Genomic DNA, 24,591 nt, shown 5'->3' with positions numbered 1-24,591 from the left:
GCTGGGCAGCTGATGATCACAGGTTCCCCCGCGGGCCGCGGGCGGGTCGAGGCGTCGGACGGCCGGGTTCCGGCGGCGCGAACTGCCGGAGCAGGGCGGCCTGTCCAGGGTGGACGAGTCTGCCACGCGCCGCCGGGCCGAGCCGGTACGCGCGCCTACCTCAGCGGGCGCCCACCGCCTCGAGTTCTGCGGCCACCGTACGCATGATCGACTTGCGGTCCTGCTCGAAGAACGAGTGGTCACCGGGGAAGAGCCGCATGGTGAACTCGCCGCTGGTCTCCTCGCGCCACCGCATCATCGTCGGCACCGTGGTGCTCGGGTCGTCGTCGGCGCCGAAGACGGTGATCGGCAGGTTCAGCGGCGGCGCCGGCCGGTAGACGTCGGTCTCGAAGATCTCGTAGTCGGCCCGTACGCTCGGCTCGAAGAGGGCGAACAGCCCCGGGTCGTCGATGATCGTCGCCGGGATGATGCCCAGCGCCCGCAGGTGGTCGGCGAGTTCGGGGCCGGACATCTTGTGCACGCCGCTGTCCCGCTCGACCGCCGCCGGTGACGGGCAGGCGCAGACGAACAGGTGCGCCGGCGGCCGGCCGGCCTGCTCGAGCAGCCGGGCCAGCTCGTACGCGGTCAGCGCGCCGGAGCAGTAGCCGAACAGGGCGTACGGCAGGTCCAGGTAGTCGGTGAGCGCGCCGGCCAGTTCGCCGACCACGTCGCCCATCCGGGTCAGCAGCGGTTCCCGTAGCCGGCTCTCCCGGCCCGGCAGCCGTACCGCGCACAGGTCGACGCCGTCGGACAGCCCGGTCGACCAGCTCCGGAAGGTGGCGCCCCCGCCACCGGCGTGCGGCAGGCAGATCAGGCGGGTGGTGGCGGTGCCGGACGGGCGCAGCCGGGCGATCCAGGGTGTGGTCAAGACAGCGGCCTTTCCGGCTCGGTGTGCGGTGCCCGCAGGGCCAGGCCCATGCGGTGCACCGTCGAGTGGTCGAAGATCGTACGAAGCGGCAGTTCGCGGCCGATCTCGCGACCGATGCGGTCGACGAGCTGCGCCGCCAGCAGGCTGTGCCCGCCGATGTCGAAGAAGTCGTCGTGCACGCCGACCCGCTCGACGCCGAGGACGTCGGCCCACAGTTGGGCGAGCAGCAGTTCGGCGTCGTCGGCCGGTGTCGCGCCCTCGGCCGACGGGGCTCGTACGGGCCGGGGCAGCGCCAGCCGGTCGATCTTGCCGGTGGCCGTCGAGGGCAGGGCGTCGAGGAAGCTGAAGCTGGTCGGCACCAGGTGCGACGGCAGGGTACGGCCCAGCGCGGCGCGTACGCCGGCCGCGTCCGCGGGGCCGTCGGCGACGACGTACGCGGCGAGTTCCGGCTCGGCGCCCTCGCGGGTCCAGGCGACCACTGCGGCCTGGCGTACCTCGGGCAGGGCCTCCAGGGCCCGCTCGACCTCGCCGGGCTCGACCCGGAATCCGCGGATCTTGAGCTGCTGGTCGACCCGGCCGACCAGCTCGATCTGCCCGTCGGGCAGCATCCGGGCCAGGTCGCCGGTGCGGTAGAGCCGGGCACCGGGCTCGTACGGGTGGGGCAGGAACCGTTCGGCGGTCAGGTCCGGCCGGCCGAGGTAGCCGCGGGCCAGGCAGTCGCCGCCGACGTACAGCTCGCCGGGTACGCCGACCGGGGCGGGCTGGCCGGCCCGGTCCAGGATGTGCGCGCCGACGTTGGCCAGCGGCCGGCCGACCGGCACCGCGCCGGTCAGCTCGTCCTCGCCGCAGGCCGGCGGCCACAGCGAGTCCCAGCCCTCGGCGGCGCCGTAGAGGTTGTGCAGCGACCGGCCCGGGAGCGTCTTGACGAACATCCGGGCCAGGTCGGCCGAGAGCGGTTCGCCGGAGCTGATCCACAGCGTCAGCCGGGGCAGCCGCTCGGCCAGGTCGTCGACGGTGAGCAGGAGCATCCGCAGCAGCGACGGCACCAGCAGCAGGCGGGTCACCCCGTGCGCGGCCAGTACCCGGACCAGCGCCTTCGGGTCGCGGCCGGTGTCCTTGGGCACGACCACCGTCGGTACGCCGTACAGCAGCCCGCCGAGTAGTTCCCACAGCGAGTCGACGAAGCCGATCGGGGTCTTCAGGACGCCGACCTCGCCGGGGCCGAAGGGGCGTTCGTCGGCGAACCAGGCGATCCGGTTGACCATCGAGCGGCCGGTGACCGCGACGCCCTTGGGGCGGCCGGTGGAGCCGGAGGTGTAGATGACCGCGGCCAGGCTGTCGATCGTGGACACCGGGGCCGGGTCGTCGACGTCGGTGGCCCCGGCGCCGTCGTCGGCGGTGTCCTCGGCGTCGACGACGACGACGGCCGTCAGGTCGCCGGGCAGCCGGGAGCGCAGCGCCCCGGTGGTGACCACGGCGGCGGCACCGGCGTCGTCGAGCATGTACGCCAGCCGCTCGGCCGGGTTGTCGGGGTCCAGCGGCAGGTAGGCACCGTCGGCCTTCCAGACCGCCAGGGCGGCCACCGGCAGGTCGAGGCCGTGTCCGAGGCAGACGCCGACCGGGGTCTCCGGGCCGACGCCGAGGCGGCGCAGCCGGCGGGCGAGCCGGGTGGACCGCGCGTCGAGTTCGGCGTACGTCAGCACCCGGTCGCCGTCGACGTAGGCGGCCGCGTCCGGGGTGAGCGCGGCCTGCCGGGTGAACCGCGAAAGCGGTGTCCCGGTGCCGAAGTCGCGTACGGCGCCACGGGCGACGTCCCTGGTCAGGTGGTGGTGTTCGGCCGGGCTCGGCAGGGCGAGCAGGTCGATGCGGCGGTCCGGGTCGGCGACGGCCTGGGTCAGCACGCTCTCCAGGTGCCCGACGAGACGCTGTACGGACGAGCGCCGGTAGAGGTCGGTGGCGAACTCCACGAAGCCGGCCAGTGCCCCCGACTCGGTCGTGTAGACGTGGAAGGCCAGGTCGAAGGCCGCGGTGCGGGTCTCCGTCGGCAACGACTCCACCACCACATCACCACCCAACAACCCCACCTCAGCCGGCGTGTTCTGCACCACCAACGCCACCTGAACAAACGGCATAGAACCCGCCCGCCGCACCGGATGCAACTCCTCAACCACCCGATCAAACGGCACATCCTGATGCCCGAACACATCCAACACACCCGACCGAACCCGCCCCAACAAACCACGAAACGACGGCCGACCCGACAAATCCCCACGCACCACAACCGTATTCACAAAAAACCCGATCAAATCCTCCAACTCAGGCGCACCCCGATTAGCCACAAACGTACCCACCACCACATCCTCCACCCCCGCATACCGCCCCAACACAACATCCAACCCCGCCAACAACCCCATAAAAACAGTCGCACCCTCACCCCGACACAACTCCCCCAACCCCACCGACAACCCCACCGGAAACTCAAACCGCTCCCGATCCCCACCACCACCACGACCCACCGACCGAGGCAAATCAGACGGCAAATCCAACACCGCAGGAGCATCCGCCAAATACCCCCGCCAAAACTCCAACTGCCCCTCCAACACCCCACCCGACAACCACTGCCGCTCCCACACCGCAAAATCAGCAAACTGCACCGGCAACACCGGCAAAGGCGAACCCTCACCCCGCACAAACGCCCCATACAACACCGACAACTCACGCAACAAAACCGAACCCGACCACCCATCAAAAACAATATGATGAGCCGACACCAACAACACATGCTCACCCTCGGAAACCCGCAACAACACCCACCTCACCAACGGCCCCACCGCCACATCAAACGGCCGCAACCCCGCCTCACGCACCCACCGCGCCACCTCACCAGCCCGAACACCAACCCCCAACCCCGACAAATCAACCAACGGAACATCCACCACCCCCACCCCACCAATCACCTGCACCGGCTCCCCATCCACCGCCACAAACCGCGTACGCAACACCTCATGCCGCGCCACCACCTCATTCACCGCACCAACCAACGCCCCCACATCCAAACCACCCACCAACCGCAACGGCCACACCACGTTGTAATCCACACCACCCGGCACCAACCGATCCACAAACCACAACCGCCGCTGCCCCAGCGACACCGGCAGCGGGTCCGGGCGCCGGGCCGGCACGATCGGCGGGCGGGCGCCGGCGGTGTCGGCGCGCAGCATCGCCTCGAGGGCGGCGGCCAGGCCGGCCACGGTCGGCGCGGCGAAGAACGTGGCCAGCGGCAGTTCCCGGTCGAACGCCCGGCGGATGCGGGCCACCAGGCGGCTGGCCAGCAGCGAGTGGCCGCCGAGGTCGAAGAAGTCGTCGTGGGCGCCGACCCGGTCCAGCCCGAGCAGGTCGGCCCAGATGCCGGCGAGGGTCTCCTCGATCGGGTTGCGCGGCGGCACGTATCCGGTGCCGAGGTCGGGCCGGTGGCCGTCGGGGTCGGGCAGGGCGGCCCGGTCGACCTTGCCGTTCGGGTTGAGCGGCAGCGCGTCGAGCACCACGAACGCGTTCGGGACCATGTAGCCCGGCAGGAACCCACGCAGGTCGGCGAGCAGGTCCCCGACGACCGGCGGCTGCGCGCCGGCGGCCGTCTCGACGTACGCGACGAGGGTGTGGTCCTCGCCGTCGGGCCGGGCCACCACGACGGCGTCACCGACCCCGGCGCAGCGGCGCAGCCGCTGCTCGATCTCGCCCAGCTCCACCCGGAAGCCGCGCACCTTCACCTGGTGGTCGACCCGGCCCAGGAACTCCAGGGTGTGGTCGGCCCGCCAGCGCACCACGTCGCCGGTGCGGTAGAGCCGCGCCCCGGTGGCGTACGGGTGCGGCACGAACCGCTCGGCGGTCAGCTCCGGCCGGCCGAGGTAGCCGCGGGCCAGGCAGTCGCCGCCGATGTACAGCTCGCCGGGCACGCCGACCGGCGACAGGTTGCCGTGCGGGTCGAAGACGTACAGCTCGGTGTCGGGGATCGGGCCGCCGATCGGCACCCGCCCGTCGACACCGGTCGCCGGCCGCATGGTGTGCGTCGCGGCGAAGATCGCCGCCTCGGTCGGGCCGTAGCCGTTGACCAGGGTGGCGTCGGCGTCGAGCAGGCCGAGGGCCTTCTCGACGTGGCTGGTCGACAGCTGGTCGCCGCCGGCGATCAGGGTCCGCATCCCGGCCAGCGACTCGCCCGCGGTGTCGACCACGGCGTGGAACAGCGCGGCGGTCAGCCAGCCGACGGTGACCCGGGCCCCGGGCAGGAAGATCCCGACCCGCTCCGGCAGCGCCTTGCCGGGCAGGACGGCCAGTTCCGCGCCGTTGGCCAGGGCGCCGAAGACCTCCATGACCGACACGTCGAACGACAGCGACAGCGCGTGCAGCATCACGTCGGTCTCGTCGATGGCGGCGTACGCCGGCCGGTGCACCCGGGCGATCGCGCACCGGTGGTTGACCGCGACGCCCTTCGGGCGGCCGGTGGAGCCGGAGGTGTAGATGACGTACGCCAGGTTCTGCGGGGTGACCCCGGCGTCGACCTCGGCGACCTCGCTGTCGTCGGCGTCGGCGTCGGCCAGCAGTTCGTCGACGAGCAGCGGCTCGATGCCGGCCGGGACCAGGTGGCGGGTGGCGGCGGTGGCCACGACGGTGGTCGCGCCGGCGTCGCCGAGCATGTAGGCCAGCCGCTCGGCCGGGTTCTCCGGGTCCAGCGGCAGGTAGGCGCCGCCGGCCTTGAGCACGCCGAGCACGCTGACGACCGAGGCGAGCGAGCGTTCGACGCAGATCCCGACGAGGACCTCGGGCCCGACGCCGGCGGCGCGCAGGTGCCGGGCCAGCCGGGCGGCGCGGTGGTCGAGTTCGCGGTAGGTGAGCCGTTCACCGGCGCAGGAGGCGGCGACGGCGTCGGGGCGGCGGGCCACCTGCGCGGCGACGAGTTCGTGCAGCAGGTGGACGGCGGGCTCGCCGGCCGTGACGGGCTCGCCGGCCGGGGCCGGCCCGACGGCCGGGGTCGCGGCGGGGGCGGGCTGGACGGTCGCGTCGGCGAGCAGTGCCCGGTGTTCGTCCGCGCCGGGCAGCGACAGCAGGTCGATGCGGCGGTCCGGGTCGGCGACGGCCTGGGTCAGCACGCTCTCCAGGTGGCCGATCAGCCGCTGCGCGAAGGGACGGCGGTACAGGTCGGTGGCGTACTCGACGAAACCGGCGAGCGCACCGGTCTCGGTGGTCCACAGGTGCAGGGAGAGGTCGAAGGCCGCGGTGCGGGTCTCCGTCGGCAACGACTCCACCACCACATCACCACCCAACAACCCCACCTCAGCCGGCGTGTTCTGCACCACCAACGCCACCTGAACAAACGGCATAGAACCCGCCCGCCGCACCGGATGCAACTCCTCAACCACCCGATCAAACGGCACATCCTGATGCCCGAACACATCCAACACACCCGACCGAACCCGCCCCAACAAACCACGAAACGACGGCCGACCCGACAAATCCCCACGCACCACAACCGTATTCACAAAAAACCCGATCAAATCCTCCAACTCAGGCGCACCCCGATTAGCCACAAACGTACCCACCACCACATCCTCCACCCCCGCATACCGCCCCAACACAACATCCAACCCCGCCAACAACCCCATAAAAACAGTCGCACCCTCACCCCGACACAACTCCCCCAACCCCACCGACAACCCCACCGGAAACTCAAACCGCTCCCGATCCCCACCACCACCACGACCCACCGACCGAGGCAAATCAGACGGCAAATCCAACACCGCAGGAGCATCCGCCAAATACCCCCGCCAAAACTCCAACTGCCCCTCCAACACCCCACCCGACAACCACTGCCGCTCCCACACCGCAAAATCAGCAAACTGCACCGGCAACACCGGCAAAGGCGAACCCTCACCCCGCACAAACGCCCCATACAACACCGACAACTCACGCAACAAAACCGAACCCGACCACCCATCAAAAACAATATGATGAGCCGACACCAACAACACATGCTCACCCTCGGAAACCCGCAACAACACCCACCTCACCAACGGCCCCACCGCCACATCAAACGGCCGCAACCCCGCCTCACGCACCCACCGCGCCACCTCACCAGCCCGAACACCAACCCCCAACCCCGACAAATCAACCAACGGAACATCCACCACCCCCACCCCACCAATCACCTGCACCGGCTCCCCATCCACCGCCACAAACCGCGTACGCAACACCTCATGCCGCGCCACCACCTCATTCACCGCACCAACCAACGCCCCCACATCCAAACCACCCACCAACCGCAACGGCCACACCACGTTGTAATCCACACCACCCGGCACCAACCGATCCACAAACCACAACCGCCGCTGCCCCAGCGAAACGGGGGCGAAGCGGCTGTCCGGGTCGCCGTCGGCCAGCAGTTCGGCGAGCACCTGGAGGCGGTCCGCCGACCCGGTCTGCTCGGTCGTGGGCGCCTGGTCGTCGAAGCTCGTCATCACGACTCCTGGGTGCGGTCGGTACCTTCGCGGCGGACGGCGGCGGGTGCGCCACCGGTGGTCCGTTGGAGCAGGTTGGCGATGCCGGGCGCGGCACCGGCGTCGAGCAGGCCGGCGAGCAGTTCGTCGCCGGTGGCGCGGCGCAGCGCCGGCATCGCCGGCCGGGCCGGTGCCGTACCGGCCGCCGCCGGGTCGGCCGCCCCGGCGGCGGGCGGTTGCGGCAGCGCGGCGGCGAACGCCGACAGCCGCGGCAGCTCGAACACCTGGCGCAGCCGTACGTCGGGACCCAGCTCACGGCGCAGCCGGGCGACCACCTGGGTGGCCAGCAGCGAGTGCCCGCCCAGGGCGAAGAAGTCGTCGTCCGGGCCGACCCGCTCGACGCCGAGGACCTCGCACCACACCCGGGCGACGAGCCGCTCCGCGGCGGTACGCGGGGCCGGCCCGACCGGCGCGGCCGGGGGCGGCGGCGGCTCGGGCAGCGCCGTCCGGTCGATCTTGTCGGTGCCGGTCCGGGGCAGGGCCGTGACCACCAGCCAGCCGGTCGGGACCAGGTAGGCGGGCAGCAGCTCGCCGAGCCGTTCCCGTAGCCGCCGGTCCAGGTCGGGCGCTGGCGCCGACACCGGCTCGACGTACGCGAACAGCTCGTGGTCGCCGCGCGCGGTGGGCCGGGCGACAACCACCGCGTGGCGTACCTCGGGCAGGGTGGTCAGCGCCGCCTCGACCTCGCCCGGCTCGATCCGGTGGCCGCGGATCTTGACCTGGGCGTCGACCCGGCCGCAGAACTCGAGCTGCCCGTCGGGCAGTGTGCGGGCCAGGTCGCCGGTGCGGTAGAGGCGCTCACCGGCACCGAACGGGCTGGGCACGAACCGGTCGGCGGTCAGCTCCGGCCGGCCGAGGTAGCCGCGGGCCAGGCCGGCGCCGCCGACGTAGACCGCGCCGACCACACCGGCCGGCACCGGTGCCAGCTCGGCGTCGAGGACGTACACGGCGGAGCCGGCGACCGGCGGGCCGATCGGCACCCGGGTGGCCACCTCCGGCACGCCCGGCCCGGACAGCGCCGCCAGCGTGGTCGCGATGCTGGTCTCGGTGGGTCCGTACGCGTTGGACAGCCGGGCGTGCGGCGCCAGCCGGCGCCAGGCGGCGATCCGGGCCGGGGTGGTCGCCTCGCCGCCGATCGCCACCACCCGCAGCCCGGCCGGCGGCCGCAGGCCGTCGCGCTCGCACTCGGCGACCAGCTCGTGGAAGTACGCGGTCGGCAGGTGTACGACGGTGACACCGAGCCGCTCGCAGGCGGCGAAGAACTCGCGCGCGGTGTCGATCATGTCGTCGGCGCGCAGCACCAGGCAGCCGCCGGTGGCCAGGCAGGGCCAGATCTCCTCGGCGCTGACGTCGAACATCAGCGCGGTGAACTGGAGCACCCGGTCGGCGGCGGTCAGGCCGTACTCGGCCCGGTCGGCGGCGGCGTAGTTCGCCACGCCCCGGTGCGGGACGAGGACGCCCTTGGGCCGGCCGGTGGAGCCGGAGGTGTACATGACGTACGCCAGGTCGTCGGGTTCGACGTGGACGTCCGGCGCGGTGGCGGCGATCGACGGCGGCACCGGCTCGACGGCCAGCACCGGCGGCCCGCCGGCCGGCAGCACCGCCCGCAGCCCCGGTTCGACCAGTACGGCGGCCGGGGCGGCGTCGGCGAGCAGGGCGGCGATCCGGCCGGGCGGGCTGTCCGGGTCCAGCGGCAGGTAGGCGGCGCCGGCCCGCAGGACGCCGAGCAGCCCGGCGACCGCGGCCGGCGAGCGCCGGCACAGCAGCGCCACCAGGTCGCCGCGGCGTACCCCGGCGGCGTGCAGCCGGGCGGCGACGTCGCCGGACCAGGCGCGCAGTTCCCGGTAGTCGTAGCCGACGCCGGTCGCGGCGTCGAGCAGCGCCGGCGCGTCCGGGGACCGCTCGGCCGTCGCGGCGAACACGTCGGTCAGCGTGGCCGGTTGCGCGGCCTGTTCCCGCCGGTCGGCGGCGGCCAGGATCCGGTCGCGTTCGGCGGCGGTCATCAGCGGCAGCGCGCCGACCGGCCGGTCCGGGTCGGCGACCACGCCGGCCAGGACCGCCTGGTACGCGGCCAGCAGCCGGCCCACCGTGTCGGCGGTGAACAGGTCGGTGGCGTACTCGGCGACCAGCCGCAGCTCGTCGCCGTCGACGACGGAGACGCTGAAGTCGAACAGCGAGATCCGCCGGTCGAGCACCGGTACGTCGGTGGCGCGTACGCCGGGCAGCCGCAGCGCGCCGAGCCCGCCCGGCTGCACGTCGAACATCACCTGGAAGACCGGGTGGTAGCTGGGTTCGCGGTCCGGGCGCAGCGCCTGCACGACCTGCTCGAACGGCAGGTCGGCGTGGGACTGGGCGTCGGCGACGACGGTGCGGGTCCGGGCCAGCAGATCGCGGAAGGTCGGCTCGCCGCGCAGGTCGACGCGCAGCGCGACGGTGTTGGTGAAGAAGCCGACGAGCCGTTCCAGCTCGACCCGGCCGCGCCCGCCGACGGCGGTGCCGACGACCAGGTCGTCGACGCCGGTGTGCCGGTGCAGGACCACCGCGAACGCGGCGAGCAGGGTCATGAACGGTGTCGCCCGTTCCCGGCGGGCCAGGTCGCGTACCGCGCCGGCGAGGTCATCGGGGACGACCGCCTCGAGCAGCGCGCCGGCGTAGCTCTGCGTCGCCGGGCGGGGGTGGTCGGTGGGCAGGTCGAGCAGCGGGGCGGCGCCGTCGAGCCGCTGCCGCCAGTGGTCGAGCTGGTCGGCGAGGCCGCCGTCGGCGAGCACGTCGCGCTGCCACAGGGCGAAGTCGGCGTACTGCAACGGCAGGTCGGGCAGGTCGGCCGGGCGGTGCTGGACGGCGGCGAGGTACGCCTCGGAGACCTCGCCGAACAGCACCTCGGCGGACCAGCCGTCGCAGACGGCGTGGTGCAGGGTGAGCAGCCAGGCGTGGTCGTCGTCGGCGAAGCGGAGCAGGTCGCTGCGCAGCAGCGGGCCGGTGGCCAGGTCGAACGCGGTCCGGGCGTGTTCGGCGGCGCGGCCGCTGGCGGTGCCGGCCCGGTCGGTCGCCGGCACCGACGTCAGGTCGGTCACCCGGGTCGGCACCTCGACCGACGCGGTGATCACCTGACGGGGCTGGCCGTCGACGGCGCGCAGCGTGGTCCGCAGCGCCTCGTGCCGGTCGACGACCGTCTGCACGGCGGCGGCCAGCGCGTCGGGGCGCAGCGGGCCGCGCAGCCGGACCGCGAAGTGCACGTTGTAGAGCGGGTTGCCGGGTTCGAGCTGGTCGAAGAACCACAGGCGTTCCTGGCCGGACGACGCCGGCAGCGCCTCGACCGGGCCGCCGGCGGTCACCGGCCGTCCTCGGCCGGCACCGGCCCGGCGTCGTCGAACGCCGACGCCGCGACCGTGAACGCCTGCCGGGCCCGGGGCACCAGGGCCGGGCCGGTACGGGCCGGGGGCCGCTCGGCGGCCGCGCCGGCCCGCCGGGCCAGCCCGGCGACGGTGGGCGCGGCCAGCAGGTCGCGGACCGACAGCGGTACGCCGAGCACCGCCAGCAGCCGGGCGGTGACCTGGGCGGCGAGCAGCGAGTGCCCGCCGAGGTCGAAGAAGTCGTCGTCGGCGCCGACGGCCGGCAGCCCGAGCACCTCGCACCACACGTCGGCGACCTGCTGCTCGACGCCGGGCGTGGGCGGCCGGGAGCCGCCCGGCGCCGCCTCGACACTGCCCGGGTCGGGCAGCGCCCGGCGGTCCACCTTGCCGCTGGTGGTGCGGGGCAGTTCGGGCAGCACCTGGATCGCCGCCGGCACCAGGTAGGCGGGCAGCACGCCACGCAGGAAGTCGCGCAGGTTCGCCGGGTCGGGCGGGGTCGGGCCGTTGCCGGTGACGTACCCGACCAGCCGGACGCCGGTGCGGTCGGTGTGCGCGACCACGACCGCGTCGCCGACGGACGGTTCGCCGCGCAGGGCGTGCTCGACCTCGCCGGGCTCCACCCGGAAGCCTCTGATCTTGACCTGGTGGTCGATCCGGCCGAGGAACTCGATGCCGCCGTCGGGCCGGAACCGGCCCCGGTCGCCGGTGGCGTAGAGGCGGGCACCGGGCCGGGTGCCGGACGGGTCGGGGCGGAACCGTTCCGCGGTCAGGTCGGGCCGGCCGTGGTAGCCGCGGGCCACCCCGACCCCGCCGAGGAAGACCTCGCCGACGGCGCCGACCGGCACCGGCCGGCCCGCCGCGTCCAGCACGTACGCCTCGACCTCCGGCAGCGGTTCGCCGATCGGCAGCGGCTGGTCGTCGGTGTCGAGGCCGCCGGCCGGGCCCAGCTCGCGCAGGGTGTTGCCGATGGTGACCTCGGTGACGCCGTAGACGTTGAGCAGCCGGGTGTTCGGGCCGAGGACCTCGCGGAACCGCCGGTGGTCGGTGGTCGTCCACGCCTCGCCGCCGATCGCCGCCAGGCGCAACGTCGTCAACCGGGAGCCGGTCGCGCGCAGGTGGCTGGCGAGCAGGTTCATCACCGACGGCAGGAGTTCGACGGTGTCGACGCCGTACTCGCGGATCACCCGCAGCAGCGCGGCCGGCTCGAGGGCCGCCTCCGGCGGGCAGAGGACCAGCCGGCCGCCGGAGAGCAGGGCCCGGACCACGTCGCCGGTGCAGACGTCGAAGGCGAGGGCGGCGAGCTGGAGGTGGGTGCCGGGGTGCAGGTCCAGGTCGTAGGCGCTGCGCCAGGCGGCGTACTTGCTGGCCAGGGCGCGGTGCGAGATCCCGACCGCCTTCGGCCGGCCGGTCGACCCGGAGGTGTAGATCAGGTAGGCGAGCTGGTCGGGGTCGACCGCGACGCCGGGGTCGTGCTCCGGTGCGGTGCGCAGCGCCGGGTCGTCCGGGCGGACCAGCAGCGGTCCGGCGGCGGCGGCCGGGTCGCCGTCGGTGGGGTCAGCGGTGCCGGGCAGGTCGGCGCGGACGGTGACCAGGGCGCGCGGGCCGGCGTCGGCGAGCAGGCCGGCCAGCCGGTCGGCGGGGCTGTCCGGGTCCAGCGGCAGGTAGGCGGCGCCGGCCTTGAGCACGCCCAGGACGCTGGAGACCCAGTCGACGCCGCGCGGCAGGCAGATGGCGACCAGGTCCTCGGTGCCGACGCCACGGTCGCCTAGCAGGTGGGCGAACCGGTTGGCGCGCCGGTCGAGTTCGGCGTAGGAGACGGCGCCGACGCCCGGGTGCAGGACCGCCTCGGCGTCGCCCCGGTCGGCGGCGACCCGGGCGAACATCCGGTGCACCGCCGGGTCGTCGGCGCCGGTGGCCGGTGGCGCGGCCGGGGCGGCCGGGATCGCCGCGGTGCTCATCGGCAGGTCGCTGATCCGGCGGGCCGGGTCGGTCAGCGCGGCGCGCAGCAGGGCGACGTACGCGTCGAAGAACCGGGCGATGGTGGCCGGGTCGAACAGGTCGCTGCGGTACTCCCAGATCATCGTGATCCGCTGGTCGCGCTCGTGCGCCGGCACCCCGATCTGGCGTTCGGCGCGCGGCACGACCAGCACCGACAGGTCGAGCTTGGCGGTGCCGTTGTGCCGCTCCAGGTAGGACGCCGAGATCGGGCCGCTGGACAGCGGCACCAGCGGCGCGTCGTCGAAGTTCATCATCGCGGCGAACATCGGGTTGTGGCCGGGGCGGCGCGGCGGCGCCAGCTCGCGCACCAGGTGCACGAACGGCAGGTGCTGGTGGGCCTGGGCGTCGAGGGCGACCGCGCGGACCTCGTCGACGACGTCGGTGAACCGCCGCCGGCCGGGCACCTCCAGCCGCAGCACCACCGGGTTGACGAACATGCCGAGGATGCCCTCGGTGCCGGGGATCGCCCGGTTGCCGTACGCCGAGCCGACGCTGAGCTCGTCCTGTCCGGTGAACCGGTGCAGCATGGCCGCGTACCCGGCCATCATCGTGATGAACAGGGTGACGCCCCGGCGGCGGCTGAACTCGCGCACCGCCGCGCACAGGTCGGCGGGCAGTTCGGCGCGGTGCACCGCGCCCGGTGCCGGGTTGTCGCCGGAACGCGGGTGGTCGTACGGCAGGTCGAGCCGGTCCGGGGCGCCGGCGAGCCGGTCGGCCCAGTGGTCGAACTGGGCGCGCAGCGCCGGGCCGGGCAGGGCGGCGCGCTGCCAGTGCACGAAGTCGAGGTACTGCAGGCGCGGCTCGGCCGGGGCGGGCGCCCAGCCGGCGACCGCGGCGTAGTTGGCCAGCAGCTCGTCCATCAGCACCGCGAACGACCATCCGTCGTGGATGATGTGGTGCTCGACGAGGACCAGCTCGTACTCCTCGTCGGCCAGGCGCAGCAGCAGCCAGCGCAGCAGCGGCAGCCGGGACACGTCGAACGGCACCCGGATCTCGGCGGCGACGACGTGCTCGGCGGCGCCGGCCGGGTCGGGGGCGTAGCGCAGGTCGCGGGTCGCGACCCGGACCCGGTAGGGCGGGTGGATGAGCTGGACCGGGTCCCCGTCGCGGGTGATCACGGTGGTGCGCAGGATCTCGTGCCGGCGGACCACTTCGGACAGCGCCGCCTCGAGCAGGCGTACGTCGACCGGGCCGTGCAGCCGGATCGTCGTCGGCGCGTTGTAGGCGACGTTGCCGGGCGTGAGCTGCTCGAAGAACCAGATCTGCTCCTGCATCACCGACAGCGGCGCGGTGCGCCGGTCGCCGTCGTAGCGGGTCAACTCCGGCAGGGCCGGGGCGCCGGCGGTGTCACCGGCGCGGGCCGCCTCGACCCGCGGGGCCAGCGCGGCGACGGTCGGGTTGGCCAGCAGTTCGTGCAGCGGCAGCTCGACGCCGAGGTCGGCGCGCAGGTCGGCCTGGATGCGGGCGGCGAGCAGCGAGGTGCCGCCGAGGTCGAGGAAGGTGTCGTCGACGCCGACGCCGGGCAGGTCCAGCACCCGCGCCCAGATCCGCCGGATGCTCGCGGTGGTCGGGTCGGCGGGCTCGTCGCCGGCCGGTGCGGTGTCCGCCGGTGCGGCCGGGGCCGGGGTGAGCGCGGCCAGCGCGGCCCGGTCGACCTTGCCGCCGGGGGTGACCGGCAGCCGGTCCAGCCGGTGCCAGACGGCCGGCACCATCCACGCCGGCAGCCGCCCGGTCAGCCAGGCGGTCAGCGCCGCCGGCTCCGGGCCGTCGGTGCCGTCGACCCCGGCCAGGTACGCCGTCAGCCGGCCGCCGCCGGCGAGGACCGCCGCCTGGGCGACGTCGGGGTGCCCGGCCAGGACGGCCTCGATCTCGGCCGGCTCGATCCGGAACCCGCGTACCTTCACCTGGTCGTCGACCCGGCCCAGGAACGTCAGGTCGGCGGCGTCGTCGGCGCGCCGGACCCGGTCGCCGGTCCGGTACATCCGGGCGCCGGGCGGCCCCCACGGGTCGGGCACGAACCGTTCGGCGGTCAGGTCGGGGCGGCCGAGGTAGCCGCGGGCCAGGGCGGTGCCGCCGATGTACAGCTCGCCGCCGCCGGTGCCGGCCAGGTCGGCGTCGAGCACGTGCAGGACGCGGGGGCCGACGGCGGCGCCGATCGGCACGGTGTCCGCCCCGGCGGTGTCGCCGGACCGGTGCACCGACGCGGTCATCACCGTCTCGGTCGGACCGTACGCGTTGAGGACCGGCGGCCCGTCCGGGCCGACGGCGGCCCGCCAGCGGTCGACGGCGGCGGCGGGCAGCGCCTCGCCACCGGCGAGGACCACGCGCAGCGTGCCGACGGCGGCGGGCAGCAGCCCGGCGTGGCGGGCGGTGGCCAGTTCGGTGAACAGCGCGGTCGGCAGGTCGGCGACGGTCACCGCGTGCGTGCGCAGCGCCGCGCACACCTCGGCCGGCCCCCAGACCCGGTCGTCGCGCAGGACGACCCGGGCACCGGCGGCGAGGCCGGCGAAGAGTTGCTCGACGGCGACGTCGAAGCCGTGCCCGGCCATCTGGAGGACCACGTCGTCCGGGGTCAGCCCGAGGTGGGCGACCATCGACCGGATGTGGGCGGCGGCGGCGCGGTGCTCGACCACCACGCCCTTGGGCACGCCGGTGGAGCCGGAGGTGTAGATGACGTACGCGGCGGTGTCCGGGTCGACGCCGTCGCCGGCCACGTCGACGGCCGGGCCGGTGCCGGCCGGGTCGACGACCGTCACGGCGGTGCCGGTGACGGCGGTCGCGGTCCCGGTCCCGGCGACGACGACGCGTACGCCGGCGTCGGCGATCAGCGCGGCGACGCGCGACGGCGGCAGGTCGGCGGTCAGCGGCAGGTACGCCGCCCCGGCCTTCAGCACGCCGAGGATCGCCACGACGAGTTCGGGGCCGCGGGCGGTGCGGACCCCGACGATGTCCTCGGGGCCGGTGCCGGCGGCCCGCAGCCGGGCCGCCAGGGCGGTGGCGCGGTCGTCGAGTTCGGCGTACGTCAGCCGCAGCGACCCGCATTCCACCGCGCATGCGTCGGGACGGGCGACGGCGTGCCCGGCCACCAGGCCGTGCAGCGTCTGCGCGGCGTCGAGACTGGCTGTCATGTCCTCAACTCCAGTTCCCCGTGTGCGGCCGGCCGGTGACCGGACGCCCGGCGGCGGGACGGCGACCCGTCGGGACCGGCGGGAACGGGTGGGCGGTCGGATACACCGGCCGCCGCGTCCGGCACGGTCGGTCGGCACCGGACGGGTCCCCCGGTGGGCGCGCGTCCCGCACGCATGTGGCGCGCGGTATGCGGATACGAGAGTTCGGGACCGGTGACAGACCTGACAAGCCGCTGGCGACTAGTCGCCAGCGGCGTTGACCGTCCACACCGGCTCGGCTCGGATTGGGGCATGGGTAGGGGGGCGACCGTCGAGGTCAACGGGGTGACGCTGGCATACCGACGGCACGGTGCCGGACCACCGGTCCTGCTGGTCGCCCCGGCGGCGGCCCGGGCCGCGCTGTGGGACATGCACCAGGTGCCGGCACTGGTCGCCGCCGGATACGAGGTGATCACCTTCGACAACCGGGGCACCGTGCCGTCCAGCGCCCCGCCGGGGCCGTACCGGCTGGCCGAACTCGTCGCCGACACCGCCGGGCTGATCCGCGCGCTCGGCATCGGGCCGTGCCGGGTCGCCGGCTCGTCGCTGGGCGCGATGGTCGCGCAGGAGCTGGCCCTGGCCCGCCCCGACCTGGTGACCGGCATCGCGCTGTTGGGCACCCGGGGCCGGCTGACCCACTACCTGCGGGCGCTGACCACGGCCACGGCGCAGGCGGTCCGGCACGCCGACACGGTGCCGGTCGGCTACGCCGCCGTCACCGGAATGGGCAACCTGTTCGGGCAGCGGACGCTGGCCGACGACAAGTTCGCCGCCGAGTGGCTGGCGCTGGCCGAGGCGTTCCCGGTCGCCGGTGACGGGCCGGCCAGCCAGTACGACGCGGCGGCGATCCCGGACCGGCTGGCCGCGCTGTCGGCGGTGACGACGCCGACCCTGGTGATGGCGTTCGAGCAGGACGTGATCACGCCGGTGGAGCTGTGCCGGGAGGTGGCCGGCGCGATCGCGGGCAGCACCTACGTCGAGGTCAAGGAGTGCGGCCACTTCGGCTTCCTGGAGCGCCCCGACGAGGTCAACGCCCACGTGGTCAACTTCTTCGACAGCCTGGCCACCCCGGCCTGGTGACCCGTCGGCCTGCCGGCCCCGCGCAAGATCCGCGTGATCAGGGAGTTCGGCGGGCGACCCACCGACGACACGCCCGTACCGGTCCCTGATCACGGGGATCAGGGACCGGTACGGGGGCGGTCAGGCGGGGGCGAAGACGTACGGGGCCGGCGGCTGCCCGGCGCGCAGCACGAGCAGCCGGCCGGACTCGCCGTCGGCCAGTTCACCGAGCACCGCCTCCGCCACCGCGTCGGCGGTGAGCATCGGCCCGCCGGTGACCAGGTGCCGGTGCGGCCCGAGGAAGCCGGTGTCGACGAAGTCCGGGCAGATCGCGGAGATCCGGATGCCCTGCCCGGCCAGGCTCGGGGCCAGTGCCCGGACCAGACCGACGACGGCGTGCTTGGTCATCGCGTAGACCGGGTCGAGGTCGAACCCGGTCAGCCCGGCGATCGACGAGGTGACCAGCACCGCTCCCCCACCGGCCCGGCGCAGGGCCGGGATCGCGGCCCGTACGCCGAAGACCACCGCGTCGATGTTCACGCCGGTGACGGCCCGGTAGCGGGCCTCGTCGAGCTCGGTGAGGTCGGGCGTGCCGGACAGCATGCCGGCGTTGAGGTGCACCAGGTCGAGCCGACCGTGTACGGCCTCGGCGCGGGCGAAGGCGGTCCGGGTGCCCTCCGGGGCGGCGAGGTCGGCGCGGACGGCGGTGCCGCCGACCTCGGCCGCGACCGACCGGGCGGCGGCGCCGTCCCGGTCGGCCACGACGACGGCGGCACCGGCGGCGGACAGCCGGCGGGCGACCGCCGCGCCGATGCCGTTGCCGCCGCCGGTGACCAGGGCGACCCGGCCGGCGAGCGGGGTGCCGGTCACGCCGGCCCCGTGCCGTCGGCCGGGGCGAGGCACCACTCGAGGACGGCCATGGCGCTGTGCAGCTTGTTGTCGGCCTGGTCGAAGGCGATGCTGGCGGGCCCGTCGAGGACGTCGCCGGTCACCTCCTCGCCACGGTGCGCCGGCAGGTCGTGCATGAAGATCGCGCCCGGCTGCCCGGCGAGCACCCGCGCGTCGATCCGGAACGGTTCGAACCGGGTCCGCCAGTCGGGGTCCGGCTTGCTGGTGCCGGTCGTCTGCCACCGGGTGGTGTAGACGACGTCGGCGTCCGGGCACGGGGTCATGTCGTGGTGCTCGACCAGCGTCGACCCGGACCGTTTGGCCAGCACCGTTGCCTCCTCGACGACGTCGGGCGGCAGCCCGTACCCGGCCGGGGTGTTCAGGTGCAGCGTGGTGCCGGGGAACCGGGGCAGCGCCAGGGCGAGCGCGACGGCGGTGTTGTTGCCCTCGCCGATGTACCGGACGGTGACCCCGTCGACCCGCCCGAAGTGCCGGGCGATCGTGGTCAGGTCGGTCAGTGCCTGGGTCGGGTGCTCCCGGGCACTCATCGCGTTGACGACCGCCATCCGGTCCTGCGCGGCGAAGGTGGCCAGTTCGGCCTCGGTGCCGCTGGTGCGGGCGACGAAACCGTCGAGCATTCCGGACAGCACCCGGGCCGTGTCGGCGGCCGTCTCCCCGGTGTTCTCCTGCAGGTCGGCCGGGCCGTACGAGATGAGCGACGCGCCGAGTCGCAGCGCGCCGGCCGAGAAGGCGGTCCGGGTCCGGGTCGAGGTCTTGCGGAAGTAGACGCCGACCACCCGGCCGGCCAGCGGCCGGGTGGCCTCGACGGCCGACCGGTTCCGGGCGATCGCCGCCCCCCGGTCGACCAGCTGCCGCAGTTCGTCGTTGTCCAGGTCCGATATGGACAGCAGATGACGCATCCCGCCCCCTCAGTGGTTGCGGGCCGGTGGCTGCTGCCGGGGCAGCACCCAACCCTGGTTGGCCGAGGCCACGCCGGCCTGGAAGCGGCTCATGACCCCCAGGTGCTCCAGCAGTTCGGAGACCCGCCGGCTGAAGGTGCGCGGCGACATCCCGAGGCGCTGGCTCGCGGTCACGTCGGTGGCGCCGGTCATGAGCTGGGCCAGGATCGGGAGCAGGTGGTCCGGGGGCGGCTCGACGCTGCCCGGCGGGGCGGTGAGGACGTTGCGCTGGGCGGGGGGCTGCGGTGCCCGTACCCCGGCCGGGGCCGTGGCCGGCGGCCAGACCGGGGGGACCCGGACCTGGCCGCCGGCCACGCGGGACCGGTCGGCGGGTACGACGGGACGCGGCGGCGCGGCGGGCCGGTCGTTCCAGGGCTTACGGGTGTCCGAAGTCGTGCCGCCCCGGGCGCCGGCCGCGGGGTCCATGGTGGTCATTTGCGGGCGGCCGGCGAGCGCGGGCTGCCGGACGAGTTGTCTGGGCCGGATGGCGTCAGGCAAGGAAAGCCTCCACATAGGCAAGCTGTAGCCGGTCATGGGTACAAACCAGTTATGGGACGCGAACAAAGGCTTGATCATGATTGATCGACCTGATCTAAACATCAGCGAAAGCCGCTGTCCTTGTCGTTCTCTCTCGATCCGCTCTACACCGCGTCTTGACGGAGAGAGCAAGTGGACGACTATCACAAGGCAGACGTCCTGCCGTAAAGCGACATAGGCGGCAGAGACAGGATCTCGGGCATCGTCCGGGTACGGATGAAGGCAGCGACCACCCACTTCGTGAAGGAAAGAAGTATCGACGACTAAATGGCGACGACAACCGGCGAAACGGATCAGGATTCCGTTCCGGCCCCTTCCAGGGCGGCCCGTTCCCGGGCGAAGAGCCGGCAGAGTCCGTCGATTCGGTAACGCAATCCGTCGGACCACGAACCGGGTACCGGGTGGACCAGCCGTACGTCGACCAGATCCTCGGTCAGCTCGTCGGCGCAGCCGCCGATCAGCTCGCTGGCCTCGCGGACCGTGAACTCGGCCCGGTCCAGCGACCCGAGCGCGCGGAACAGTTGGCGGGCCCGGGGTTCGAGGCGGATGTAGCTCGACGCGATCGCGGCCCGTACGTCGAGGTCGCCGAAGGACATCGCGTCCAGGCGCCGGGTCTCGTCCTCCACGGCCGCCAGGAACCGGGCCAGCGACCAGTGCGGGCGGGCGGCCAGCCGGGCACCGACCGCGCGTACGGCCAGCGGCAGACCCTCGCACCGGTCGACGATGCGGGCCGGCAGCCCCGGCTCGGCGTCGATCCGGTCCCGGCCGACGGTCTCGACCAGCAGCCGGATCATGTCGGTCTCGCCCAGCGCCGGCAGGTCCAGGTGCCGTACGCCGTCCAGCGCGGTCAGCCGGCGGCGGCTGGTGACCAGGGTGGCCCCGCCCGGTGCCGCCGGCAGCAGCGGGCGGACCTGCGCCTCCGACTCGGCGTCGTCGATGACGAGGATGGCCCGGCGGTCGGCCATCCGGGCGCGGTAGAGCGCGGACCGCTCCTCCAGCGTCTCCGGCACCTCCCGTTCCGGCACGCCCAGGCCGCGCAGGAACCGGTGCAGGATGGCGTTCGGGTCGGCCTTGCCGCCGACCCAGGTGAAGAGTTGCCCGTCCGGTACGTCGTCGACGAGCAGGTGCGCGATCCGCACGGCGAGCGCGGTCTTGCCGACGCCGGGCCCGCCGGCGATGGCGACCACCCGGGGCAGTTGGGAGTCGTTCGGCCCGCGCAGGTAGTTGAGGAGTTCGTTGGTCTCCGGGCAGCGCCCGACCAGGTGGACCGAGTCGCGCGGCAGGTCCCTGGGCACGTGTAACCCAACGGTCGCGCGGGGCCGCCCGGCAGCCGGCGCGGGGTCGGTGGCCGCGTCGGAGAGCAGGATGGCGCGGTGCAGTTCCTTGAGTTCGCGGCTCGGCTCCAGGCCCGCGCCGTCGACCATGGTGCGGTGGCCGTCGCGGTAGGCGGCGACCGCCTCGGCACGCCGGCCGGAGCGGTGCAGCGCCTGCATCAAGTGCAGCCGCAGCCGTTCCCGGTACGGGTGGGCGGCGACGAGTTCCCGCAGTTCTGCGACGACCTGTACGTGCAGGCCGAGGTTGAGTTCGATCTCGATGCGCTGTTCGATCGCGGCGAGCCGCCGCTCCTCGACCGCCTCGGCCTCGATGCCGACCCCGGGGGCGTTGACGTTGGCGAAGACCGGCCCGCGGAAGAGGGCGAGCGCCTCGCGCAACTCCTTGACCGCCTCACGGGCCCGGCCGGCGGCCAGCAGGACGCCGCCGTGCTTGACCCGACGCTCGAAGACCAGCAGGTCGACGGCCTCCGGGTCGACGATCAGGCCGTACCCGCCGGCGCGGGTGATCAGCTGTGGCCGGGCGGTGGGCGCCGGGGAGGTCTCCCCGGTCCCGTGCAGCAGTTGGCGTAGCCGCCAGATCCGGGTCTGCACCTGCCCGAGTGCCGTCTCCGGCGGTTTCTCCCACAGCGCGGAAATGATTCGGTCGGCACTGACAAAGTTGTTGGAGTTGAGCAGCAGCATCGCGAGCAGGCCACGCTGAAGTGGCCCGCCGGCAGGCAGGACCCGCTGGCCCACCTCGATTTCCAACGGGCCGAAGCACCGGAACCCGACATGCCGCATAGAGAGATCTATACCACCCGACCCACAATCGGGCGCGGTTCACGGCCAGGACCACCCCCGTCGGGGTAGTCCGTTCGCCGGTCACTAATCATCCGCTAGCGGACAATACGCAATAGCTCATCACCTTAGGTGACGCGACAGTGACTCCCGGTCGACATATTTCTAGGTTTCCACCTAATTAACAACTTCTCCGACTCCACTGTCCAGATGGTGGCGACGAATCGTCAGAATCACCAACCTGAATCGACTAAGCCGATAGCGCTCCCACCCACGCGCTTAATGAACTCCCTGGCGAGTAGTCGCCAAAGGCTGTCGCGGCGCACGGCCGAACGTCGATCCTGCGTTGGCGATCGGAACCGGCTCTGACCGGGCATCAGCATCCCACCAGCGTGGGGATCCCGCAGTGAGGAGTCACCGTGCTGTCACGGGTCGAGCACCTGGAATCGACTCTCGTCCCCACACCCACCACCTCGATCGTGACGCAATGGCAGGGACGGACGCACCATCTGCGCCTCAAGCACGAGTCGTTCAACCCGTCCGGGTCCATCAAGGACCGCACCGCCGCCGGGCTGCTGATGGCCATGGACCGGCGCAGCCCACTACTGCCCGGCACGGTGGTCGTCGAGTCGACCTCCGGCAACCTCGGGCTCGGCATGGCCCGCCTGCTCGCCGGCCTCGACTGCCGGCTGATCGCGGTCATCGACCCCAAGACACCGCCGGCCACCCGCGACGCGCTCACCAGAGCCGGCGTCCAGGTGTGCTTCGTCGACGAACCCGACGGGTACGGCGGATACCTGCTCACCCGGCTGCGCACCGTACACACCCTGTGCGCGACCAACCCCGGCTACCGCTGGCCCGACCAGTACGGCAGCTTCGCCAACCCGTGGATCCACCAACTGACCACCGGGCCGGAGATCGCCGAACAGGGCGGCCCCGACCTCGACGCGGTCTACGTCGCGGTCTCCACCGGCGGCACCCTCGCCGGCATCTCGGCCCACCTGCGCACCCTCGACCGGCAGATCCGGATCGTCGCCGTCGACGCCCACGGGTCCCTGGTCACCGGCGCCCCGCCCGGCCGCCGCCTCATCGCCGGGATCGGGGCCAGCCGCCGCTCCTCGTTCCTGTCCGAGCACAGCTACGACGCCGCCACCTGGGTCGCCGACGCCGACGCCATCGCCGTCTGCCGCGTCTTCCTGGCCGACACCGGCGTCGCGCTCGGCGGCTCCTCCGGCTGCGTCCTGCACGCCTGCCTGGTCGACCTGGCCGGCGAGCAACCGCCGACGAATCCCCTGTGCCTGTGTCCGGACGGCGGCGACCGCTACCGCGCGACGCTCTACGACGACGCCTGGCTCGACGAGGTCGGCGCCCGCGAAGAGGTGGAACTCGCCATGAAGAGGCTGCGCGCCGACGGCCTCCAGTTCAAGAATGGATAAACAGTGCTCGACCTACCCGGCTATCCCGACGCCGAACTGCTCTACCTGTCACGCGCACACGTCATCGAGTGCCTGGACGGTGTCGACCCGGTGGCGGTCACCGCGGAGGCGCTGAGGCTGCACACCCTCGGTGACACGATCCTGCCCGACGAGGCGTACCTGCCGTGGCAGACGAAGGCCGGTCACTCGGCCCGCTCACTGGGCATGCCCGGCGCGATCCGCACCGACGACGGCCTGGTCCTGGGCATGAAGGTGATCAACGCCAGCCTGGGCAACCCGGCGAACGGCCTGGCCCGCTCCCAGGGCCTGCTGATGATGCTCGACGCCGAGACCGCCTACCCGTGGGCGGTGATGGAGTCGGCGTACATCAGTGCCCTGCGCACCGCGGCGGTCACCGCGGTGGCCGCGCAGCGACTCGGCCCCGACCCGATCGGCCGGCTGGCGGTGCTCGGCTGCGGCACCCTGGCCCAGGTGCACCTGCGGCTGCTGCCGTCGGTGCTGGAGAAGCTCGCCGAGATCAGCGTCTTCGACCTCGACCCGGCCCGGTCCGCCGGCCTGGCCGACGCGCTGCGGGCCGACCCGGACACCGGACACCTCACGGTGACGAGCGCCGGCACGGCCCGCGAGTGTGTCGAGGGCGCCGACCTGGTGCTCGCCGTCACGGTCACCACCGAGGGCTACATCGCGTACGACTGGCTCAAGCCGGGCGCCCTGATCGCGCACGTCTCGCTCGACGACGTACTGCCCGAGGTGGTCACCCGGGCCGACCTCGTGTTCGTCGACGACTGGGGGCTGGTGAGCCACGACGACCGCCGCCTGCTCGGCCGGATGTGGCGGGCCGGCACCCTGCGCGACGCCGACGGGGCGTACCGGCCGGGGGCGACCCCCGACCCGGACGCCGCGCGGGTGCACGGCAGCCTCGGCGATGTCATCGCCGGACGGCACCCGGGACGATCCGCGCCCACCGACATCGTGCTCAGCAACCCGTTCGGAATGTCCATCCTCGACGTCGCGCTCGGCGCGGTGGTGGCCGAGACCGCGCGCGAGCGCGGCCTCGGCCTGCGCATCCCCCGCTGACCGGCACCACGGACCGTCGCCGTCCACCCAACAGTGGCCGGCCGGCAACGACCGCCGGCCGGCCGTCCGACGCGCCCAGGGAGCGACCCCATGTTCCGCACCATGCTCAAGTCCAAGATCCACCGAGCCACCGTCACCCAGGCCGACCTGCACTACATCGGGTCGCTGACCATCGACGTCGACCTGATGCGGGCCGCCGACATCCTGCCCGGCGAACTGATCCACGTCGTCGACATCGACAACGGGGCCCGGCTGGAGACGTACGCGATCGAGGGGCCCGCCGGCTCCGGGGTCATCGGCATCAACGGCGCCGCCGCCCGGCTGGTGCACACCGGCGACCTGATCATCATCATCGGCTACGGGCTGGTCACCGACGAGGAGGCCCGCAGCCTGGAGCCGAAGGTGGTCCACGTCAACGGCAAGAACGAGATCATCTCGCTGCACTCGAACCCGGGCGTCTGAGCGGACCGCCGGCATCGGGGCCGGCGCGTCCGCCTCTCGCGGACCCGATCCGGCGGCTGGCCCGCCGGTCCGTCGTGGACCGGTCGGGC

The 24,591-nt window shown here is 73.4% G+C and carries 12 protein-coding genes; 4 read left to right on the top strand and 8 right to left on the bottom strand.

Annotated elements, in window-relative coordinates:
• Positions 1-160 precede the first annotated feature (160 nt).
• Genes QCD66_RS17500 through QCD66_RS17485 form a run of 4 tightly spaced genes read right to left on the bottom strand, consistent with a single transcriptional unit; the run spans position 161 to position 15,934 of the window.
• Complete coding sequence (locus tag QCD66_RS17500; RefSeq protein WP_364217318.1) at positions 161-907, bottom strand: thioesterase domain-containing protein; 747 nt, start codon at positions 905-907, stop codon at positions 161-163.
• Complete coding sequence (locus QCD66_RS17495) at positions 904-7,416, bottom strand: amino acid adenylation domain-containing protein (RefSeq protein WP_407567212.1); 6,513 nt, start codon at positions 7,414-7,416, stop codon at positions 904-906. Before QCD66_RS17495 ends, QCD66_RS17500 begins: the two co-directional genes overlap by 4 nt.
• A complete protein-coding gene (locus QCD66_RS17490; protein ID WP_407567211.1) occupies positions 7,416-10,790 on the bottom strand; it encodes an amino acid adenylation domain-containing protein in 3,375 nt (1,124 codons plus the stop codon). Before QCD66_RS17490 ends, QCD66_RS17495 begins: the two co-directional genes overlap by 1 nt.
• Entirely contained in the window at positions 10,787-15,934 is a 5,148-nt protein-coding gene (locus QCD66_RS17485) for an amino acid adenylation domain-containing protein (protein WP_407567210.1), read from the bottom strand. The genes QCD66_RS17490 and QCD66_RS17485 overlap by 4 nt, the downstream gene beginning before the upstream one ends.
• A 291-nt stretch (positions 15,935-16,225) precedes the next feature.
• Here QCD66_RS17485 and QCD66_RS17480 point away from each other — a divergent pair, with 291 nt between their 5' ends.
• Positions 16,226-17,053 (top strand): alpha/beta hydrolase, encoded by an 828-nt coding sequence (locus QCD66_RS17480; protein WP_364217310.1) that lies wholly within the window; start codon positions 16,226-16,228, stop codon positions 17,051-17,053.
• A gap of 120 nt (positions 17,054-17,173) precedes the next feature.
• Here QCD66_RS17480 and QCD66_RS17475 read toward each other — a convergent pair whose 3' ends face one another.
• From QCD66_RS17475 to QCD66_RS17460, 4 genes are all read right to left on the bottom strand, one after another.
• On the bottom strand, positions 17,174-17,902 hold the full coding sequence (locus QCD66_RS17475) for an SDR family oxidoreductase (RefSeq protein ID WP_407567209.1): 729 nt from the start codon (positions 17,900-17,902) through the stop codon (positions 17,174-17,176).
• The gene (locus QCD66_RS17470; RefSeq protein ID WP_364217306.1) at positions 17,899-18,840 is read right to left on the bottom strand and encodes an ornithine carbamoyltransferase; all 942 of its coding nucleotides are present in this window, start codon (positions 18,838-18,840) and stop codon (positions 17,899-17,901) included. The genes QCD66_RS17475 and QCD66_RS17470 overlap by 4 nt, the downstream gene beginning before the upstream one ends.
• A 9-nt stretch (positions 18,841-18,849) precedes the next feature.
• The gene (locus QCD66_RS17465) at positions 18,850-19,377 is read right to left on the bottom strand and encodes a hypothetical protein (RefSeq protein ID WP_364217304.1); all 528 of its coding nucleotides are present in this window, start codon (positions 19,375-19,377) and stop codon (positions 18,850-18,852) included.
• 332 nt (positions 19,378-19,709) lie between these two features.
• Positions 19,710-21,530: a BTAD domain-containing putative transcriptional regulator gene (locus QCD66_RS17460; RefSeq protein ID WP_407567208.1), complete on the bottom strand. Its 1,821-nt coding sequence runs from the start codon at positions 21,528-21,530 to the stop codon at positions 19,710-19,712.
• A gap of 416 nt (positions 21,531-21,946) precedes the next feature.
• Here QCD66_RS17460 and QCD66_RS17455 point away from each other — a divergent pair, with 416 nt between their 5' ends.
• The 3 genes from QCD66_RS17455 (at position 21,947) to panD (ending at position 24,502) form a co-directional block, all read left to right on the top strand.
• Positions 21,947-22,963: a pyridoxal-phosphate dependent enzyme gene (locus tag QCD66_RS17455; RefSeq protein WP_364217300.1), complete on the top strand. Its 1,017-nt coding sequence runs from the start codon at positions 21,947-21,949 to the stop codon at positions 22,961-22,963.
• 3 nt (positions 22,964-22,966) lie between these two features.
• Entirely contained in the window at positions 22,967-24,040 is a 1,074-nt protein-coding gene (locus QCD66_RS17450; protein WP_364217298.1) for an ornithine cyclodeaminase, read from the top strand.
• A 90-nt stretch (positions 24,041-24,130) separates the two neighbouring features.
• The gene (gene panD / locus QCD66_RS17445) at positions 24,131-24,502 is read left to right on the top strand and encodes an aspartate 1-decarboxylase (protein WP_357534205.1); all 372 of its coding nucleotides are present in this window, start codon (positions 24,131-24,133) and stop codon (positions 24,500-24,502) included.
• Positions 24,503-24,591: the final 89 nt, after the last annotated feature.

Origin of the sequence: Polymorphospora sp. A560, from assembly GCF_045781765.1 — a bacterium.
In the GTDB taxonomy this organism is placed as follows: Bacteria; Actinomycetota; Actinomycetes; order Mycobacteriales; family Micromonosporaceae; genus Polymorphospora; species Polymorphospora lycopeni.
Note: the sequence above shows the minus strand (reverse complement) of the source record. Positions and strands in the feature narration are given on the sequence as shown.

Bases quoted from the DNA above. Each gene is read 5' to 3' on its own strand.
- QCD66_RS17480 (WP_364217310.1), top strand. From the start codon at position 16,226: ATGGGTAGGGGGGCGACCGTCGAGGTCAACGGGGTGACGCTGGCATAC.
- QCD66_RS17485 (WP_407567210.1), bottom strand. From the start codon at position 15,934: ATGACAGCCAGTCTCGACGCCGCGCAGACGCTGCACGGCCTGGTGGCC.
- QCD66_RS17460 (WP_407567208.1), bottom strand. From the start codon at position 21,530: ATGCGGCATGTCGGGTTCCGGTGCTTCGGCCCGTTGGAAATCGAGGTG.
- panD (WP_357534205.1), top strand. From the start codon at position 24,131: ATGTTCCGCACCATGCTCAAGTCCAAGATCCACCGAGCCACCGTCACC.
- QCD66_RS17470 (WP_364217306.1), bottom strand. From the start codon at position 18,840: ATGCGTCATCTGCTGTCCATATCGGACCTGGACAACGACGAACTGCGG.
- QCD66_RS17495 (WP_407567212.1), bottom strand. From the start codon at position 7,416: ATGACGAGCTTCGACGACCAGGCGCCCACGACCGAGCAGACCGGGTCG.